The organism is Planktothrix pseudagardhii (assembly GCF_904830925.1).
Taxonomy (GTDB): domain Bacteria; phylum Cyanobacteriota; class Cyanobacteriia; order Cyanobacteriales; family Microcoleaceae; genus Planktothrix; species Planktothrix tepida.
The window spans coordinates 5,787,305-5,806,148 of the sequence record NZ_LR882967.1 but is presented as its reverse complement, the minus strand read 5'-3'; the positions used below and the strand labels follow the sequence as shown (position 1 = coordinate 5,806,148).

Sequence of the window (18,844 nt, the reverse complement as noted above, 5' to 3'; positions counted from 1 at the left end):
TATTCTTTTAGTTTATCTTATTTTAGTCAAATTCATGAATCAGAAAATAAGGTTTTAAAGCTTTGGCGACGATATCGGGGCGAGTCGGGAGTAAAGTAACTCCACAGGGTTTCCCAATAGAAAAATGAGACTCCATCAAAACCGCGATCGCGCACGACTTTCATTTGTTGTTCAATTTGTTCCATCGGAACAGGATGGCGTAATGTTCCACTTAATAATCCAATAATTACCGGGACTTTCCGCCGTGCTATTTGTACAGATTCATGGTCTAATTCTGAAATAAATTTGACCATACTATCTCGATAAACTTGCAAAACAATGTCATCTACTAATCCTTGATTGACCCAGGTTAACCAATCTTGTAAATACATTTCATAAGTATATTCATAAGGGTTCGGGGATAAAGAAATCATACAATCAGGTTTAACCTCTTTAACGTTTTTAACAATCCGTTGAACTAACTCAGTAATTTTGTTCGCTCTCCAATTCCGCCACTCTTGATTGTAAGGATTGTTAGGAGGTAATTGATTATTATGTTCTTGTTGATAAAGTTGAATTGTATACTCATCATAACCAAATTCAACGGGAAGACCAAAATGATCATCGAGTTGAATTCCATCAATATTATATTTCATTACAACTTCTAAAATTAAATCTTCAATAAATTGTTGGACTTCAGGATGTAACGGATTTAACCAGACATTTTTAATGGTCATCCATTCTAAAATTTGATTAACAATCCAGTTTTTAATCTTGGTTTGATAGGAAACATCCTCCGAATTCCTGAAATGATTTAAGGCTTTTTCTCCTTTTTGAGTTTGAGCAAGCCAGTCAGGATGACGTTGAACAATCGCTGAGTTTTTAGGAGCCATAAATCCATATTCAAACCAAGGAATGACTTTTAATCCGTTTCGATGTCCTTCTGTAACAATTTTTGAGAGAATATCTCCTCCTAATTGGGTTAAATTTAATAAGGAATCTTGTGAACGACCGATGACTCGTCTTGCGACTGCACTTTTATAAAATGTAACTCCTCGGTTCCAAACAACGGGATAAATTGTATTAAATTTGAGGTCTGATAATTGATGTAAAGCACGATTTATTCCCCAAGGAAAAAATAAGACTCCACTGCTGACATTCGTTAACCAAACGCCTCTAATTTCATTAGGTATAATTAAAATAGGTTGGGAAGGTGTGGGCGGAATTAAAAGAGCGATCGCTACAATCAACGATAAAATAAAACTTGAGATTCCATAGATAATTAAGATGATTTTTTTTCTCGATTTCATTATTATACCGCACATAAAATATTGATCAGTTATAGAGAGTTTGCTATCCATATTAGTGTCAACTTCAGCCCTAGTAATTCCTGCTTTAACCCTTAGATTAGATCCCCCTAAATCCCCCTTAAAAAGGGGGACTTTGAATTTTAATTGTGGGGCTGGGGCTGTCTTTGTGGGATAAGTGCATCCAGTTCCCCCCTTTTTTAAGGGGGGTTAGGGGGGATCTAAATTTTAATATAATTTTTTCCATTGCTGATCAATATTTTGGGTGGTATCAATGGTTGTCAGATAGCTTTTTTCATCATCTGTAAAGGGTTGAGCTTTTGCTTGTTGAGAGGTTAATAAATCTACCGTTGCGTCAGCAATATCTCCCTGACGTTGTTGCAAACGATCTTGTAAAATATCCATCGGTGCTGTACATTCAATAATTTGTAAGGGTAATTGATGGGTATTACAGGTTTCTATCACTTCTCCCCGTCGTTCTTGTTGATCATATTTTGCATCTAAAATCACCCAAAATCCTTGTTTTGCTAATAATAATCCTAACTCTAATAATCGTTTATAGGTTTTTTCTGTCATTTCTGGGGTATAGATTTCTTCTTCTCCTTTTTCATATAGAGGAACATTTGCTAAATGTTTTCGCACTGCATCAGAACGAATATGAATTGCATTTAATCGTTTTGATAATTTGCGGGCGGTTGTGCTTTTTCCCGATCCCGATAACCCTGACATCATCACGATTCCTCCTGAAGATCTGCGAGTATATTGCCAAGCTAATTTATAATATTGAGTAGCTTCTTGTTGCGCTGTTTCTTTCTGTTCTTCAGCAACGGCTGGATCATCTAAAATTAAAGAATTAACTTTGGCTCTAACATAAGCTTGACGAGTTAAATAAAAGGGTAATAATTGTAATCCTTCCCAGTCTCCGGTTTGTTCAATATAACTATTTAAAAATCGATTCCCTAAATCTGCCCGTCCTCGTCCTTCTAAATCCATGGCCACAAAAGCGACATCATAGATCACATCCACAAACCGAAATTCTTGATTAAATTCAATCCGATCAAACAGTAATATTTTATCCTGATAAATACAAATATTTTTTAAATGCAAGTCTCCATGACATTCTCGAATCCATCGGTTTTCAATCCGACTTTTAAAAATAGCATCATGGGTTTCAAAACAGCTATCTGTGTATTGTTTAGTTTGTTCATATTGTTCTTGAGTTTGACAACAACCAATATATTTTTGTGTTTTTTGATAATTTCCATCAATGGAATGACGAATTTGAGCAATTTCTCCGAATTTGAGAATCTCATCATTTGTTGGACAACTTTGATGGAATTCAGCAACAACTTTTCCTAACTCTTCCATCTCTTTTATTGTTAATTTATCCTGTGCAAATAAATTTATTAATAAATTTTCTTCAGGAAACTGACGCATTTTTAAAGCATATTCAACAGCAGGGTTTTGATTATCCCCAAATTGAAAGCGATCGCCGATTTCTATAATGGGTAAAACCTCTAAATACAATTCTGGTGCTTGTTGCTGGTTCATGTGTAATTCTTGTTCACAAAAATAGTGCCGTTTCTCTAAAGTTGAATAATCTAAAAACCCAAAATCGACTATTTTTTTAAGTTTATACACATACTCTCCCGTTAATACAATAAAAGAAATATGGGTTTGTAAGAGTTCAATGGGTTCTTGTACCGGATGGGGATAAAAATCCGGTTCTAACATTTGTTGAATCAATCGAGGAAGTGCAGAGTCAGTCATATCCATACCAGAAAGATAAAAATGAATTCAATCAAGCTGAAAATAAGTCATGGGTTTAGGGTTATTTTTATTATCTCTTGAGAAAAAGCCAATTCCAATGTCTTGAAAATAAAAGTAACAAAAGATTTGATATGATCAACAATTGAATTGTTCAAGCCGTTTTATAGAAAAAGTCAATGACAGAACCCAAACCCTTTAATGTCTTTGGTGTTGGAAATGCCCTCCTTGATATTTTGGCATTAGTTGAGGATAATTTTATTCAAACCCATGACCTCAACCGAGGATCAATGACCCTGATGGATACAATCAAACAGGGGAAATTGTTACAACAATTGGAAACCCATCCTTTAGAATTACGTTGTGGGGGTTCCGCCGCTAATACGATGATGGCGATCGCCCAAAGTGGCGGGACGGGAATTTATTCGGGTAAAGTCAGCGCCGATACCAATGGCGAATTTTATCAACAGGATATGGTCGCGGCTGGAATTCAATTTGAAATTGAACCTGCTGATAGTACCCAAGGGCCAACGGGAACCTGTTTAGTCTTAACAACCCCGGACGCAGAGCGAACAATGTGTACCAATTTGGGGGTTTCTACAACTTTATCGGTTACGGATATCAATGTTGATCATTTGAGTCAGTGTCAATACAGTTATATTGAAGGCTATTTGTGGGATGCACCCCAACCTCGAAAAGCCAGTATTGAAACCATGGAACAGTCGAAACGCCTGGGGGTAAAAGTGGCGTTTACTTTCTCCGATATGTTTTTAGTTGAACGGTTTGGAGATGATTTCCGTAGCGTTTTAACAGAGTATTGTGATGTTTTATTTTGCAATGCAGATGAGGTGCGTCACTTCTGCGGTAACGAAGATTTAGAGGTTTGTGCCCGTCAGTTAGGAGAAAAAGTTAATCTAGTTTTCATTACCAATAGTAATAAAGGCTGTTTAGTTGTTGAAAACCAAAGTTTAATTCAGGTTCCAGGGTTCCCGGTTAAACCTGTTGATACCGTTGGGGCGGGAGATGCTTTTGCTGGTGGGGTATTATATGGACTCACCAATGGTTTAACCACCCCACAAGCCGCCCGTTGGGGAAATTATCTCGGTTCTCAAATCGTTCAAATTCATGGCCCCCGTTTAAGCGAATCTCAACAAGATAAATTAGCAACAATTATTAATTAGACTGCGAAGTGCGGGGTGCGGAGCGTAAGGTTTCAGGTGTCAGGCTTCAGATGTAGGGTTTCAATGATTTCTCCCTCTCCCCTGCTTCCCCTGCTTTCCCTACTTCCCCTGCTCCCCCAGTTCCCGATATTCTTAACCTTCGACGCTGCTTTCTTCCTCACCCCGTTCAGGATGAATAATACTAACAACGACTTGCTCTGCATCCCCTGTAGCTGTGACTCCCGCAGGTAAATTGAGTTCTCTAATGTGCAGGGCTTGACCTTGATGTAAACCTGTGACGTCCACATCAATGCGATCAGGAATGCTACCCGGTTCGCAGTCTACTTCCAATTCAGAAAGAACAACATCTAACAAACCGCCTTCTAATTTCACCCCAACCGCTTCACCAACGAAATGCAGAGGAATAGAAACGGTTAAACTATCTTGTTGAGCAACGGAGAAAAAGCTCAGGTGATAGGGAAATCCTTTCCAAGGATGTTTTTGAACTTCTCTGAGCAGGGTTTTACCACTCCAAGACAGTTCAGGAACGTTCAGTTGAATTAAAGTATGGTTAACAACATTCCGTTTGAGCAGGGTTTCTACAGTTTTCGCGGGAATCGTAATGTTAATAGATTCAGTACCTTGATGACCATACAGCACCGCCGGAACTAATCCTTGACGACGCAAAGCATTGGGTTTAGAGCCTTCTGGCCGTTTTTGACCTTCAATTGTAATTTCCATGACGTTGATTGCGCTTAGGGTTAAACACTTAAAATTTTTTAGCCAAACTCTGATTATACCAAAATCATGACGTTGTAGCTCAGATCTTGGATTTTGATTGCATAGATCATTCGGATATAAACACCATCTCCACGCCTAGGCACTAAACCATTGAACGTAGCATGGGTTGGCATCCCAAGCTACGTTTTAAAGAGAAGAAATATGACAACGAAAAGACTGGATACAATCCCTTCTAACCGCCAACGGTTACAGGTTGTCCGTCTGCATCTAATAACGCTCGTTTCGGCCCGTGAATCGGATCTTCAACAATAATCGTTTGATCTCGACTGGCTCCTAATGAAACAATCGCGATCGGAACTTTCATTAATTCCGCTAAAAATTTCAAATAACTTAAAGCTTCTTTGGGTAAATCTTCTAACTTGCGACAATCAGCCGTTGATTCTTTCCAACCGGGAACCGTTTCATAAATCGGTTGACACCGAGCAAAAGTTCTCGCACTACTAGGGAAATGTTCGCACCGTTCCCCATCAATATCATAGGCAACGCAAACTTTAATTTCCTCTAAGCCATCTAAAACATCTAATTTGGTAATCGCTAAACAATCTAAACCGTTAATTCTAACAGCATAACGACCAATCACCGCATCAAACCAACCACAACGCCGTTGACGTCCCGTTGTCGTTCCGAATTCAGCCCCGCGATCGCACAAGACTTGGCCAATCCCATCTACCATTTCCGTCGGGAATGGCCCTTCACCCACACGGGTTGTATAAGCTTTCGCCACCCCAATTACCCGGTCAATCATCGTTGGGCCAACTCCAGCCCCCACACAAGCACCGCCAGCAACGGGGTTAGAGGAGGTCACATAGGGATAGGTGCCATGATCTAAATCTAATAGGGTTCCTTGTGCCCCTTCAAATAAAATATTCCGTCGAGCTTGTACTGCTGCGTCGATTTTCAGTGAAGCATCAACCACATGGGGACGCAACCGTTCTGCATATTCCAAATATTCCTTAATCACCGCTTCTGGGTCGAGAGGAGGATGATTATAAAGCTTTTCGAGGATAACGTTTTTATTGTTAATCGTCCAGCGCAACTGATCGGGTAAAGTCTCGGTTTCCATCAAATCAATGATGCGAATTCCCGTGCGTTCAGACTTATCGGCGTAAGTCGGGCCAATCCCCCGCTTCGTTGTCCCAATCTTTTGATCTCCCCGTTGCTCTTCCGATGCTTGATCCAAGAGGCGATGGTAAGGCATCGTTACATGAGCCGTCTGGGAAATCATTAAGTTTTTGGTGGAAATCTTCAGGGATTCGAGTTGATCCAGTTCTTCAATTAAAATTTTGGGATCAATCACGGTTCCTGAACCGATAATGCACTCGGTATCGGGATATAAAATGCCTGAAGGAATCAGGTGCAGTTTAAAGGTTTGATTGTCAACTACAACCGTATGACCTGCATTAACGCCACCTTGGTAGCGGACAACCACATCGGCTGAACCACTCAGCAGATCGGTGATTTTGCCTTTTCCTTCATCGCCCCACTGGGCACCGATAACAACTACGTTAGCCAAGAGAGTTTTCACTCCGACAGTTTACACAAATCTTAATTATCTGTTATTAAGGGAACTCTGTCAAATTAAGTTTTGTTAACTGTTTTGTCACCCTTGATTCTAATGCCCTCACTGACCCCTCTAGGATAGAGACCCCAAGGACACCTCTCTATCAGCGATCGCCGATTCCCCCCAGATCTCAGTTTTTGAGCAGAAAAATATTAAAAGAAGTAACACAAATCAATTTTATCTTAGATTTTTATCCAAAACTCTATTATAGCAAAAAAAAGATTTTTCAGCCCCAAACTCTAAAATAAGAATCTTCATAGAAATGCAGGTTTTAACCCCATGTTTTTTGAGGGTTGTGCTATCGTTAATGGTTAATATCAGGATCAGTTGATCAAGTGAGTCAATAAACCTTGAAACCGATCAGTGATAGCCATTGTTTTAACCTTTATTTAAGAGTTACTATGCCGTTACACGCTGAGTTACATCGCCATTTAGGGGGTTCTGTTGTACCGCGTATTCTGTGGCGGTATTTTGAACGTCATAACCCTCAGTTAACCCAAGGGTTTGTTGAATATGAACGGTTTGAAGATTTTTATACCAAACCCCGCAATACCTTAGATGAATATTTAGAACTGCATACAATGGTTGAAAGTGTGCAGACCGTTGAAACCCTGCCTTATTTTATTTATCGGTTGATGCGGGGTGCTTATACTTTTGAAAATTTGGCGTATTTAGAATTGCGCTATACACCTTATTTACGAACACCGGAACATCTCAACCAGTCCCAACGAATTGATTGTATGGCTGAAATTGTGGAAGTCGTGGGAAAAGCGAGTCAAAGTAGTGATACTCCCATTATTACCAGCCAAATTTTATGTATGCACACTCGACTTCCATTAGAAGTTAACCGGGCAATTATTGATTTAGCAGCACAAATACCTCAATATGTTTGTGCAATCGATATTGCTGGAGGGGATAATCATTATGCTGAACGGTTGGATGAGTTTATTAACTTGTACCAATATGCCTTATCCTTGGGATTAAAAACCACCGGACATTTATATGAAACCCCAGAAGGTTGTTATCCCGAATTATTGCCCTATTTAATGCGAATTGGTCATGGCATTCAAATTCCGTTATTACATCCTGAATTATTACCGGAATTAGCTCGACAACAGCAATGTTTAGAAGTTTGTCCCACGACCTATATTAAAACGGGTACTCTCAAGGATATTCAGCAACTAAAAATTGTCTTTGAACGCTGTTTTGATGCCGGAGTTGATATTGCCATTTGTACTGATAATGCCGGGTTACATAACGTGCGTTTACCCTTTGAATACGAGAATTTATTAACCCTTGATATTCTAGGGTTTGAAGAATTACAAGCCTGTCAACAAGCCGCCTTTCGTCATGCCTTTGCATGGCCCCATGAAAACCCCCCCGCACACATTCTCAATGGTTTATTAAAACCTGAACCTGCAATGGTTTAAATCATGGGAAACAGCGAGCAGTTGATTTATTCTCCTGTCTCCTGTCTCCTAACTTTTTAATAATTTCGGTTTTTTCGCTTTTTCTAATAGCGGTTTTAAACCCTGAGCAACTCGTTCCCCTAAAAGTTGATGTCCAGCAGCATTCGGATGAATAAAATCTTCCTGTCGGTATTATAGCCACTGGCAATACTATCTCCTAAAACAATAATTTTGTCTCCAACTCCCGCCTCAAGATTTTTAACTGTTTCAATAGCTTAAAAATTCTTAATAATTAATAAACAGTTACGTCCATCTTCACCCTGTTCATAACTTAAATAATCGGCAATATCGTACATTAATTTCAAACCTCTTCCCCCTCCCTTTATCTCCGTATTCCTTGAGGGATCATTCATCTCCTTGAGAATGTCTTTGATTTTATTGAGTAAATCAAAAGGTTCGCCAAAATCCCAAATCCGAATTTCAATTTGTTGCTCTAAAACAGTCACTTCTAAATCAATATATAGATCCTCAGAACGTCCTTTATGAGCATGACGAACTGCATTAGTAAATCCCTCTGCTAAAGCTAACTGACAGCGTATCCAAACAGATTGAGGAATAAAGGACTGATACAGTTGCTCAAACCATGACAAGACTTTAGCTAGGAACACTAAACTAGACGGAACTTGAAGTTGAGTCGTTTGGGGAAGTGGCAATGGTTTTGAATCCTCTTATTCAATCACAATTAAGTTTGACTGATTTCCTAAATCCTGAACCGCATTAGGGATTTAGAATCTTGACAAGTTGGCTGACTTCATCATGATACAACAAAAGTTAGGATAGGAGGGAGGCTTATTTAAGCTCTGAGGTCGCTTGTTCGTCACAGCGTTTTACCCCCCTTGAATAAGTTATTGCCTTTGGCGTCCTCTAATAGTTTACTGCATTTTTGAGTGGTTTTCTAGTCTTCCTGAACCGTGATTGTGCTAGATCAAGTAAAATATTAGAGATGGGATAACACAACTTGTGAAGTTTCAGAAAAATCAACCCCTCAAGGAGTGAAAACACACTCCTTTGAAATGAGGCTGAAAGCGCGTAGATCAGCGCTAATATGACATAAAATTACTGCTTTAACATGAAAAGGAATTAATTGTAACTTTTATGGGATGAACTTTATGAATCTTAAATATTAACTGAACAAAACCTTGAACTCCGTCAATTTCAAGTTCAGGCAATCCTCTAATTAGACTATACTCAAAGACAGCAAAGTCTTAACTTGGCCTTGATTACCCTCATCTGGTGTACCAACGTACCTCAACGCTCATGTTTAAAATTCTGGTTATCGATGATGATGTTGCCATTTTAGAACTTCTCAAAAGAACGCTGAAAAAACAGGGTTATGATGTTAGTGTGGCAAATAATGGTGAAGAAGGCATAGAACAGGCTAAACAGCTACGTCCAGCACTGATTATTTGTGATTGGATTATGCCCAAGTTAACGGGGATTGAGGTCTGTCGTCAAGTTAAAGCGACTTCAGAATTATCAACAACACAATTTTTCTTATTAACGTCCCTCGGTTCAGTTTCAGATCGAGTCACGGGCTTAGATGCAGGGGCTGATGATTTTATTTCTAAACCCATTGAAATGAATGAACTCTATGCTAGAGTTCGGGCAGGATTAAGATTACATCAACTCAGCCAAGATTTACAAACCCAAAAACAACGCATTGAAGCCGAATTAGCAGAAGCCGCAGAATATGTGCGATCGCTCCTTCCTGAACCTTTAACTGAACCTGTAAAAATTGATACTAAATTTATTCCCTCTCGTCAATTAGGTGGCGATTCTTTTGACTATTATTGGTTAGATTCTGATCATTTATCGATTTATTTATTAGATACATCAGGACATGGCTTAAGAGCGGCTCTTCCCTCCGTTTCTGTTCTTAATTTACTGCGTTCTAGGGCTATTCCTAATATTGATTATTATCAACCCAGTAACGTTTTAAAAGCCTTAAATACCACCTTTCAGATGACCTATCAAAATGATAAATATTTTACAATTTGGTATGGTGTTTATGAGCTTTCAACTCGACAATTATTATATTCTAGTGCGGGTCATCCTCCTGCTATTTTATTAACAGGGAAAAATAAAAAAGATATTAAAATTGAACGCTTAAAAACACGAGGAATGCCTGTCGGAATGTTTTTAGAAGCAGAATATATGGATGCAACCTACAAGATAGAAGAATTTAGTAATCTTTATATTTTCAGTGATGGAGTTTATGAAATCAATCAACCTGATAATACAATGTTAGGCTTAGAAGGGCTAATTTCAATTTTAGTAGAATACAATGATTTACAAACAGATACTTTAGAAGAAGTTTTAAATACCGTTAAAAAAATTAATGCAAATAACCCCTTTGATGATGATTTTTCTTTGCTAAAAGTTACTTTTACTTAATCGGGTGAAATGGGGAAACACAAATCTGTTCAAATCCAGATTAAACTCCCTGTTTTCACCCGATCTTAGCTCCTGAATCACAAAAGGTTAGCTTTTCAAAGATTCCAAAAATTTATCTTCGTTTTCAAAAATCTCAAATACCCGATCCATACTGGTGAGTTCAAATAAAATCCTAATTTGTTCATTGATAGAACAAACAAATAATTTACTCCCAGCCGCTCTAACCGTTTTCAGAGCTAAGACTAATGCACCCAAACCCGAACTATCCATAAATGTGACATCTTGGAAGTCAATTAATATTATTTTGGCTCCCTTCTCAACTAAAGCAGCAATATCTTGACGAAATGGACTAGCTTTAGTACCATCTAAAATCCCGTGAGGTTTAAGAATTTTAACATCAGAACTCATAGTGTTTTAGGGATGAAACCCTCCATAAGACTCGCCCGACTCAGTTAGTATAGCTTTGAGATGGACTCATAGCCAAATACATCCAGTTAACCTGGGGAACAGGAAATTTAATCAGTACCCTGTCTGTTTCCGGGCTGCATTGATGATCCCGCAACCGTAAAGTTAATCAACCTTTCACCGGACTGACTTTAGCCCGATAAAGGAGTTTATTCCCTTCTCGATATCCCGTATATCGCACAATCACTTGCTCTCCGGGTTGAGCCGTTCCCTCCAGGAGTTGATGTAGATGCGGATCATAGGGAACTTGTGTGCCGACAGGTGCGATCGCGTCTACTCCCCATTGTCTCATAAGCTGTTCTACTGGACGCACAAAAGGTAATAATTTTACCGCCGGAAGTTGGGGGTTTTCTTGAACTCGATACACCACCGTTGGCCATTGCAATAACCACGACTCCAAAACGTGCAAACTTTCCCGTTTCCATTCTTCTAACAATGCAGAACGTTGTTGCTCCATCTGTGTTTGTAAGCGTTGATATTCTGATTCTAAATCTCCCCGAATTGGAGTTTCAGAAGGAACAGAACCTGGAGCAAATACGGCTAATAATTCGCTCAGAGAAATCTTTAAACCTTGACTAATTTTCAACAAAATACTAACCGGGGTTTGTAGCGCGAGTCCCCGCCGCAGTCGAATAATCTGCAACGGGGAAACCCCAGCAATTTGGCTTAATTCTTCCAGGCTAGAAATCCCCGCCCGTTGCATGAGTTCCTGTAACTGGGGGTTATAGTCCGGTAACGCAGATTCACTCATTTTGATTTTTAGTTCACGAGTTACACTGCCATTGATGGCCCTTTAGCTGCCTTGCAAATGAGCTTCTAAGAACCACAACCGCTTATCAATGGCGCGGGAAATTTCAGTGTACAAATCTGCTGTATCCGCATCGCCTAATGCACCTGTTTGATCAATGGCTTCTCGAACCATTTTCGCATAAGGAGCATAGCGATCGGCTAAAGCCACCACATAATCTTTATCATTAGCCAAATCCACGGGGAATTCTGGGATAATGGTATCTGCAATTGCCATCCGAGCCGTTCCCATTGCTGTCCCACCTAACACAGTTGCTCGTTCGGCAATTAGATCAATATATTCTTCTAATTCGGTCGCCATTTCATCAAACAGTAGGTGCAGTTGATAAAAATTAATCCCTTTGACATTCCAATGAGCCTGTTTAACCTGAGTTTTTAAATCTAATGTTGTCGCCAAACTGTGGTTTAGAATCTCAATCACTCCGGCGCGGGTTGTTTCCGGTAAATCAATTCGAGTCGGATAAAGACGTTGTTTTGAGTGAGTTGCTACCATGATTGAAAATACTCCTTGATCAGTTTTATAGAATGAATCAAAACTTTACAAATATAGAAGAGATTGATCACAGTGTATCGAATTTCAAACCCTTCTAAATCTATCTCAAGCTAGATGCTTTTGCAGGACAGAACGCGGTGCTTTTCGGACATGACAGCGAATGGTTTCTAACCCTAATTTTGTACAAGCTTCATAGCGATGACATCCTGAAAAGCCATAATAGTCCCCGTCCACTTCTAAAACCTCAATCGGTTCCTGTAAGCCAATCTCTCGAATGGATTTCATTAAGGCTTCAACTTTAGTGGGGTCTGTTCCACGAGGCAGAGGACGACGAATCTGCTTGAGAGGAATCTCTTTAACCTGCATTCAGTTACTCCTCCTTTTCCTTGTCTTTCTATATCATACTCATAATGACTTCAAGTTGCAACCTTTTCTGGGAAAAACTTAGAAATCCGATTTCCGGCATTCACACAGACGAGGAAGAAAAGGGGACAAGGGGATGGGGGGACAAGGGGATGAGGGGACAAGGGGATGAGGGGAGATGGGGAAGAAATAATTTATTCCCTATTGGGTATTGCTTTGGTTTAACAGCCAACAGACTTGACAACAGACCTATTAACCATCGATAACAGACAATCAAAGACTGATTTTTAACTCATGACAACGGACAATCGACAAAAAAGAATCGCAATATTTGATAGTGGTGTCGGAGGATTAACGGTTTTAAGGGAACTCTACCGCCAACTCCCCAATGAATCCGTTCTTTATTTTGGAGATACGGCGCGGTTACCCTATGGAACCCGCTCACGAGAGGAAATTGTGCAGTTTGTCCGTCCCATTATTCTTTGGGCGATGCAGCAGGATGCCAAAATGATTCTCATGGCTTGTAACACCAGTTCCGCCCTGGCCTTAGAAACGGTTCAAGATGAATTTGATATCCCCATCCTCGGATTAATTCTTCCCGGTGCTCAAGCCGCCGTGCGACACGGAAAGCGCATCGGGGTAATTGCTACCCCCGCAACAGCCGCCAGTAATGCCTATCGTCACGCCATTCAGGAAACAGATTCTTCTGTTCAAGTCTGGCAAGTGGGGTGTCCAGAGTTTGTTCCCTTAATTGAACAAAACCGGATTCATGATCCTTATACCTATCAAGTGGCACGGGACTATTTAACTCCCTTAATTCAGCAGCAAATTGATACGTTAATTTATGGCTGTACTCATTATCCCCATTTAGCTCCTGTCTTGCGTTCTATCCTTCCGGCTCACGTTCAACTTGTTGACCCGGCGGTGTCTTTAGTCAAAGCTGCGGCTAAAGAATTAGAACTGTTAGGACTGCGGAATACCTACTCTCCCAAACCCACTCGGTTTTGTGTGAGTGGTTGTCCTCAACAGTTTGCTTCTATTTCGGTTCAGTGGTTAGGGTTTACTCCCCTGGTAGAAGCGACTACGTTACCCACGATGGAACCCGTCAATACTGCCCCTATGGCGGTCAGTGATGGTATTACCCCATCATTAACCTGATATTTAACAACAATACCCACTCAGCTTGTCTCAAACTGGGTGGGTCTGTTTTTCATTTTCCATTTCCATTGCATCATTTCAGAATTCTTGATTACTTGATCCAGTAATTTGGGAAAACTGATTTATAGCAGTCACGGCTGGGGTGTTAGGACAGAGACTAATGCTAAAACCATGGGCAGAGAAATCTTTTCCTGGCTGTTCCCTGTTCCCTGTTCCCTGTTCCCTGTTCCCTGTTCCCTGCTATAAGATAGATTTTTAAGATCTCAATCGAGAGATATTTGTTGTATACTTAGCGAGGGCTAAGAGCAAATAAATCATTAAAACATAGCCCGTTGCCAAAAGCGGGATGATTAAAGGCATATCATTATAAAACATAGGAGCCAGCCACAAGAATTAGGAGAAGGAGCGCACAGGAGTTTAATATCCCCTACATAAGGTCAACACGCAAAGCCAGGGTCTAGCTTTTATGACCTACTACTAAAAATTTCTATGGGGAATTCTCATCCCCTGGAAATATTGCTCACACTTAACTCCGCCAGAAGATTCCCTATGAAAAACCTTAGGGTTCTCTCAGAAAACCCTAAATAGAGACTCCTCTAACCGATGTCATGGATAAGTCCACCGACTGGAATCCGCTTGCGAACTCTTAAAAAAAGTTCTAACGGCTATCCGAAAGCCAATGGAACAATCAGGTGGCGATTGATTATCCTTAATCTGATCGCTAGACCCGTTTCCCTTAATGTGTAGAATTATTGGTTAAACTCTTACTGTTAAGATAACACAAAAATTAGAAAACAGGAGCATTTCAGGAAATTTTTTTTTGGCTTTGAGGTAGCTTACCCCACCTGGAGATAACACCTGGCCAGAAGGGATAGGAAATAGCCAGAAGGAACCTCTCTCAACGGTTAGACAGAAGTGTTAAAATCCCTATCCCTTCTGGATTAGGGTCTATTTACGCCGAAATTTCCAGACTCCTGTTTCAACTTCAATGCGATCCCCTGAACCGAAACAGATTAAAATCAGACTATAATATGTAAAATTTTGTTAACTCAACGCCTGAGTTGGCTAATCCATGACATCGCAAACTCTTCTATTTTCGCCAGTTGAAGCAGACCTGCGGCTATTGACCGATAACTTAAAACAACTTGTCGGTGCACGACATCCGATTTTGTATGCAGCCGCAGAACACCTGTTTAGTGTCAAAGGGAAACGGGTACGTCCTGCGATTGTCCTGTTGATTTCCCGAACCACAATGCCCGATCAAAATATTACCCTCAAGCATCGGAGGTTGGCAGAAATCACAGAAATGATCCATACCGCCAGTCTTGTCCATGATGATGTGGTGGACGATGCTGAAATGCGTCGGGGAGTGCCAACGGTTCATAGCTTATTCAATAACCGAGTTGCGGTTTTAGCCGGAGATTTCCTATTTGCTCAATCTTCTTGGTATTTAGCCAATTTGGATAACTTGGAAGTTGTCAAATTACTATCCCAAGTGATTATGGATTTAGCGGAGGGAGAAATTCAACAAGGTTTGAATCGATTTGATACGGGATTATCAATTGAAGCCTACTTAGAAAAAAGTTATTATAAAACTGCTTCTTTGATTGCCAATAGTTCTAAAGCAGCAGGTGTTTTAAGTGGGGTTTCAACCCAACAGGCAGAAGACTTATATAACTATGGTCGTCATGTTGGTTTAGCCTTCCAAATTGTCGATGATATTTTGGACTTTACTGGTGTCACCGAGGAATTAGGAAAACCAGCCGCCTCTGATCTCAAAAGTGGAAATTTAACCGCACCGACCCTCTATGCTTTAGAAGAAAAACCGTCTTTGGAAGCTTTAATCGAGCGAGAATTTGCTCAGGAAGGAGATTTAGAACAAGCTTTAACCTTAATCAAAGATAGCTCAGGCATTCAACGTTCTAGGGAATTAGCATCTGATCATGCTCAACAAGCCGTCAAGTACATCGAATCTTTTCAAGTCTGTGAATCTCGACAGGTATTAATCGATTTAGCCGATTATGTTTTGAGCCGGCTTTATTAACGGCAAAGTTGACAGTGTAGAGACGCACCATGGTGCGTCTCTACTGACAGTTGACAGTTGACTGTTTTCAACTAATAATTGATAACTGATGATGCGGATACTTGATAACTGATAACGACTTTAAGCAATATTTGGTGGAATTTTACGGGATTTAGACTGACGACGTTGTTGATAGTCTTGGAGATAAATTTGTACTAATTCTTGAATTTCACTGCGTTTGATTTCGGTAGCCGACTGAAAATTTTTAGGAATTTCAAAGAAATATAAACTATCAGGCATTTCTAAGACAACCATTTGGAATAGAATATGAGTAACGGGTAACGGAATCGCTACAAGTTGAGAACCGGAATCAGGATTCCCATAACTTAACGCATCTTCTAAAGTGGAAAACGCATAAATAACTCTTTTTTTGAGTTTGGGTTGATCTACATTAATAAACGGTTGTATCACCCAACTTTGATCTAAAGTTTGTAAAATATAATATTCGGGATGTTGCAATTGTTCTGCTAATAGTTTTAGCGCAGGTGAAATCGCTTCAACAACCTGGGGAGTTGTTCCATCTTGAGGTGCTTTATCAATTAAAGTTTGAATTTGTTGATCTAAATTCATAGGTGTTGGTTGTTGACTGTTGACTGTATTCTTTCCCACATCTCCCAATGAACAGGTAAGATGCCTGTTCCACAATAGTAAACCATCCGGAAATCCAAGACTGATTCTGGAATCATTGTGTTAGGGTCATTGTAGTAACTAGACATCATGGGGGAAATCTGCCAAAGCGAAACCATTTTCCAAAGGCTATTGAGAGAACTGAATCAATCCACTCGTGCTTCTGAACAAAACTGTCGGGATGTTGCAGAACGAATTACCGAAGAAGCCACCCGTATTTGTACAGAAAGCAAACGGATTCAAGACTCAGGGGATATAGAAACTTGGGCCATGACTTTAGCTCAACACCGTTTACAGCAATGTATTCAATATTATAAGCTAGGGTCAAAACAAGGGCCGTTGGAGTTACATAGTACCTTGAGCGCGATTGTTTATCGATATATTACTCCTCCTCAAGTGCAATCGAGTTACCAAGCTCGATTGGAATTAATTAAGGATTTTTTACAAGCCTTTTATTTAGAAACCTTGAATGCCTTTCGTAAAGAAGCGCAGTTAGCTGCCACCTACCGTCCTCGGACACTCTTGGAACTTGCGGAATATATGGCATTTACGGAACGCTACGGTAAACGGCGAATTCCTTTAGCCCGGGGTCGGAGTCAGCAATTGATTATACTCAGAGCGCAAACCTTCTCTCAACAACAGCCTAAAGAAAGTTTTGTTGATTTAGAACAAGCCGCTGAGGGGTCAGGTTCCGAATCTGATACCACCTGGAATGATTCCTCACTCCAGCAAGTCCGAGCCGCAATGGTAACAGAGTCCAACGAATCAGAGTCCGATTCTCTCCGTCAAACGGTAGTAGAGGAACTGATGGCTTATTTAGAAGAACACAAACAACAAGATTGTGCCGACTATTTTGCCTTGCGGTTACAGGATTTACCCACTCGTGAAATTGAGAAAATCCTAGGATTAACATCCCGTCAGCGTGATTATTTACAGCAACGATTTAAGTATCATCTGCTTCGATTTGCTTTAGGACATCGTTGGGAATTAGTTCACCAATGGTTAGAAGCAGATTTAGAACGAGATTTAGGGTTATTGCCTCATCAATGGCAAGAATTCTTAACTCAAATTGGTTCGGAGCAGGAGAGTTTGTTAAGGTTAAAACAACAAGGATTGTCTGATGCGGAAATTGCCAAAAGTTTAAATTGCAAAGAAGCTCAGATTCAAAAACGTTGGTTTAAATTGTTAGAGTTGGCTTGGGAAATCAGGAATCGTTCAGTATCCGGAGCAGGGGCATCCAGTGATGAATAACGAAGCAAACCGAGATAATCAATGCTGTGAGCGTCGATTCTTTGACTGGTTGTTGCAACAGCCAACGACATCTTTATCTCATCAGGCTCAGGATGGATTAAACTCCCATCCCATTCCTGATGAGACTTCTGGAGTTGAAAACTTAGAGGGGGAGGAATTAGACCCCCTCGATTCTGAAGAGATGGACGTTTTCGACCCCAACAGTCAACGATTCACACTGGGAGATATACCGATTGTGAAAAACCGATTTGAGACCGTTTTGAGAGAAAGACTCAAACCCACGATTCAACTGAACCCGCCCTTGTTTCCTTGGGAACCCGTCGGCACTGATTTGCAGCATGAATATCCAGACGCATTCAGGGAAGAACCGGTTCCTCTGTCTAATCTTTGGGTTGCTCATCGACAGCAATTGAGATGGTCAGTTCCTCTACCAGAGTGGGTTTTTGATCAATTATTGGTTCCTTGTCAAAAAGTGGTTCACTCTGCTTTGCAGCAAGGTGCTAAATTAGTTCAGGTGGTGGAAACGTTATTTCCTAATGAATCCCAACCTCTGAATGAATTGGCAGGTTATGTGATTCTAGGGCGTTTACGAAGTTATACCGATTTAACCGAGTCTCAGCCTTGTTATGAAACTGCAACCCCTGAGCAACAAATGGTGTTGTTATTATTAGCAGCGCAGGAAATTCTTCAGGCTTTGACTCTCAATTGTGGTTTGAATCAAGCTCCTGTTCACCAAGAGTGGTTAACGACTTTAGGAGAATTGACCCTTGAGGTGGAATATGTTCAAACCGAGTAGTGCGATTCGTTTAACCTAAAATAAGCCGAAAAGCTTATGGGACGGTTAACCCAGTAGTTAAGACTGGTGATAACTGATTACATTTATGGGTGAACTGCCGTGCGGTAAGTCCCATCCCTCAAGTGCTGAGGTGAAAGCATAACCCCTAGTTTGTGAGGGTAGCATCCAACAGGCTAAAGCGGGATTAAAAGGTAGAACTACTGGAAGCCAAATCTGGTAACTATCGAGCAAGAAGTCCATGTGTAGCGCAAGCAAAGATGTATCTGAACCATCGTCATTTGAAATGGTGTAATGGCTGAATCAAGATAAAACTTGATTAACACCAAGCCAAAAGGCAAGGCTAGGGCATAAGCGATTTACTCT

The 18,844-nt window shown here is 40.4% G+C and carries 17 protein-coding genes; 7 read left to right on the top strand and 10 right to left on the bottom strand.

Annotation, left to right across the window (positions count from 1 at the left end):
- Positions 1-32 precede the first annotated feature (32 nt).
- Positions 33-1,289, bottom strand: coding sequence for a glycoside hydrolase family 10 protein (locus tag NMK36_RS25120; protein ID WP_254174899.1), 1,257 nt, complete (start codon positions 1,287-1,289; stop codon positions 33-35).
- 225 nt (positions 1,290-1,514) lie between these two features.
- On the bottom strand, positions 1,515-3,056 hold the full coding sequence (locus tag NMK36_RS25115; protein WP_254174898.1) for an AAA family ATPase: 1,542 nt from the start codon (positions 3,054-3,056) through the stop codon (positions 1,515-1,517).
- A gap of 176 nt (positions 3,057-3,232) precedes the next feature.
- Between NMK36_RS25115 and NMK36_RS25110 the strand changes: the two genes are divergently transcribed.
- Complete coding sequence (locus NMK36_RS25110; RefSeq protein ID WP_254174897.1) at positions 3,233-4,234, top strand: adenosine kinase; 1,002 nt, start codon at positions 3,233-3,235, stop codon at positions 4,232-4,234.
- A gap of 132 nt (positions 4,235-4,366) precedes the next feature.
- Here the strand turns inward: NMK36_RS25110 and NMK36_RS25105 are convergent, their stop codons facing one another.
- Entirely contained in the window at positions 4,367-4,954 is a 588-nt protein-coding gene (locus NMK36_RS25105; RefSeq protein WP_072717968.1) for a 50S ribosomal protein L25/general stress protein Ctc, read from the bottom strand.
- 232 nt (positions 4,955-5,186) lie between these two features.
- Positions 5,187-6,527, bottom strand: a complete 1,341-nt coding sequence (locus tag NMK36_RS25100) for an adenylosuccinate synthase (protein WP_254174896.1) — start codon at positions 6,525-6,527, stop codon at positions 5,187-5,189.
- Positions 6,528-6,976: 449 nt separating this feature from the next.
- Between NMK36_RS25100 and NMK36_RS25095 the strand changes: the two genes are divergently transcribed.
- On the top strand, positions 6,977-8,005 hold the full coding sequence (locus NMK36_RS25095; RefSeq protein ID WP_072717970.1) for an adenosine deaminase: 1,029 nt from the start codon (positions 6,977-6,979) through the stop codon (positions 8,003-8,005).
- Positions 8,006-8,259: 254 nt separating this feature from the next.
- On the opposite strand, the gene NMK36_RS25090 is transcribed toward NMK36_RS25095, so the two are convergent.
- A complete protein-coding gene (locus NMK36_RS25090; protein ID WP_254174895.1) occupies positions 8,260-8,697 on the bottom strand; it encodes an ATP-binding protein in 438 nt (145 codons plus the stop codon).
- Between the two features lie 604 nt (positions 8,698-9,301).
- Between NMK36_RS25090 and NMK36_RS25085 the strand changes: the two genes are divergently transcribed.
- Positions 9,302-10,438 carry a PP2C family protein-serine/threonine phosphatase gene (locus NMK36_RS25085; RefSeq protein WP_254174894.1) on the top strand — a complete coding sequence of 379 codons (1,137 nt, stop codon included), beginning with the start codon at positions 9,302-9,304 and terminating at the stop codon, positions 10,436-10,438.
- Between the two features lie 87 nt (positions 10,439-10,525).
- Here NMK36_RS25085 and NMK36_RS25080 read toward each other — a convergent pair whose 3' ends face one another.
- The 4 genes from NMK36_RS25080 to NMK36_RS25065 all read right to left on the bottom strand — a co-directional run bounded on the left by NMK36_RS25080 (position 10,526) and on the right by NMK36_RS25065 (position 12,569).
- Positions 10,526-10,846 (bottom strand): STAS domain-containing protein, encoded by a 321-nt coding sequence (locus NMK36_RS25080; RefSeq protein ID WP_072717973.1) that lies wholly within the window; start codon positions 10,844-10,846, stop codon positions 10,526-10,528.
- Positions 10,847-11,012: 166 nt separating this feature from the next.
- Entirely contained in the window at positions 11,013-11,654 is a 642-nt protein-coding gene (locus tag NMK36_RS25075; protein WP_254174893.1) for a helix-turn-helix domain-containing protein, read from the bottom strand.
- Between the two features lie 42 nt (positions 11,655-11,696).
- Positions 11,697-12,203: a DNA starvation/stationary phase protection protein Dps gene (gene dps / locus NMK36_RS25070; protein WP_254174892.1), complete on the bottom strand. Its 507-nt coding sequence runs from the start codon at positions 12,201-12,203 to the stop codon at positions 11,697-11,699.
- 105 nt (positions 12,204-12,308) lie between these two features.
- Positions 12,309-12,569, bottom strand: coding sequence for a ParB N-terminal domain-containing protein (locus NMK36_RS25065; RefSeq protein ID WP_190515457.1), 261 nt, complete (start codon positions 12,567-12,569; stop codon positions 12,309-12,311).
- Positions 12,570-12,860: 291 nt separating this feature from the next.
- On the opposite strand from NMK36_RS25065, the gene murI reads away from it, so the two are divergent.
- Positions 12,861-13,724, top strand: a complete 864-nt coding sequence (gene murI, locus NMK36_RS25060; protein ID WP_190515456.1) for a glutamate racemase — start codon at positions 12,861-12,863, stop codon at positions 13,722-13,724.
- A gap of 1,072 nt (positions 13,725-14,796) precedes the next feature.
- Positions 14,797-15,768, top strand: a complete 972-nt coding sequence (gene sds / locus NMK36_RS25055) for a solanesyl diphosphate synthase (RefSeq protein ID WP_254174891.1) — start codon at positions 14,797-14,799, stop codon at positions 15,766-15,768.
- A gap of 120 nt (positions 15,769-15,888) precedes the next feature.
- Here the strand turns inward: sds and NMK36_RS25050 are convergent, their stop codons facing one another.
- A complete protein-coding gene (locus NMK36_RS25050; protein ID WP_072718687.1) occupies positions 15,889-16,377 on the bottom strand; it encodes a hypothetical protein in 489 nt (162 codons plus the stop codon).
- A gap of 147 nt (positions 16,378-16,524) precedes the next feature.
- On the opposite strand from NMK36_RS25050, the gene hetZ reads away from it, so the two are divergent.
- Together hetZ and NMK36_RS25040 are read left to right on the top strand one after the other, a co-directional pair.
- Positions 16,525-17,685: a heterocyst differentiation protein HetZ gene (gene hetZ, locus NMK36_RS25045; protein WP_072717978.1), complete on the top strand. Its 1,161-nt coding sequence runs from the start codon at positions 16,525-16,527 to the stop codon at positions 17,683-17,685.
- Complete coding sequence (locus tag NMK36_RS25040) at positions 17,678-18,481, top strand: hypothetical protein (RefSeq protein WP_254174890.1); 804 nt, start codon at positions 17,678-17,680, stop codon at positions 18,479-18,481. Before hetZ ends, NMK36_RS25040 begins: the two co-directional genes overlap by 8 nt.
- Positions 18,482-18,844: the final 363 nt, after the last annotated feature.

Excerpts from the sequence above, each read along its gene's own strand:
- NMK36_RS25120 (WP_254174899.1), bottom strand. The coding sequence starts at position 1,289 with ATGAAATCGAGAAAAAAAATCATCTTAATTATCTATGGAATCTCAAGT.
- NMK36_RS25115 (WP_254174898.1), bottom strand. The coding sequence starts at position 3,056 with ATGACTGACTCTGCACTTCCTCGATTGATTCAACAAATGTTAGAACCG.
- NMK36_RS25110 (WP_254174897.1), top strand. The coding sequence starts at position 3,233 with ATGACAGAACCCAAACCCTTTAATGTCTTTGGTGTTGGAAATGCCCTC.
- NMK36_RS25105 (WP_072717968.1), bottom strand. The coding sequence starts at position 4,954 with ATGGAAATTACAATTGAAGGTCAAAAACGGCCAGAAGGCTCTAAACCC.
- NMK36_RS25095 (WP_072717970.1), top strand. The coding sequence starts at position 6,977 with ATGCCGTTACACGCTGAGTTACATCGCCATTTAGGGGGTTCTGTTGTA.
- NMK36_RS25085 (WP_254174894.1), top strand. The coding sequence starts at position 9,302 with ATGTTTAAAATTCTGGTTATCGATGATGATGTTGCCATTTTAGAACTT.
- NMK36_RS25080 (WP_072717973.1), bottom strand. The coding sequence starts at position 10,846 with ATGAGTTCTGATGTTAAAATTCTTAAACCTCACGGGATTTTAGATGGT.
- NMK36_RS25075 (WP_254174893.1), bottom strand. The coding sequence starts at position 11,654 with ATGAGTGAATCTGCGTTACCGGACTATAACCCCCAGTTACAGGAACTC.
- dps (WP_254174892.1), bottom strand. The coding sequence starts at position 12,203 with ATGGTAGCAACTCACTCAAAACAACGTCTTTATCCGACTCGAATTGAT.
- NMK36_RS25065 (WP_190515457.1), bottom strand. The coding sequence starts at position 12,569 with ATGCAGGTTAAAGAGATTCCTCTCAAGCAGATTCGTCGTCCTCTGCCT.
- murI (WP_190515456.1), top strand. The coding sequence starts at position 12,861 with ATGACAACGGACAATCGACAAAAAAGAATCGCAATATTTGATAGTGGT.
- sds (WP_254174891.1), top strand. The coding sequence starts at position 14,797 with ATGACATCGCAAACTCTTCTATTTTCGCCAGTTGAAGCAGACCTGCGG.
- NMK36_RS25050 (WP_072718687.1), bottom strand. The coding sequence starts at position 16,377 with ATGAATTTAGATCAACAAATTCAAACTTTAATTGATAAAGCACCTCAA.
- hetZ (WP_072717978.1), top strand. The coding sequence starts at position 16,525 with ATGGGGGAAATCTGCCAAAGCGAAACCATTTTCCAAAGGCTATTGAGA.
- NMK36_RS25040 (WP_254174890.1), top strand. The coding sequence starts at position 17,678 with ATGAATAACGAAGCAAACCGAGATAATCAATGCTGTGAGCGTCGATTC.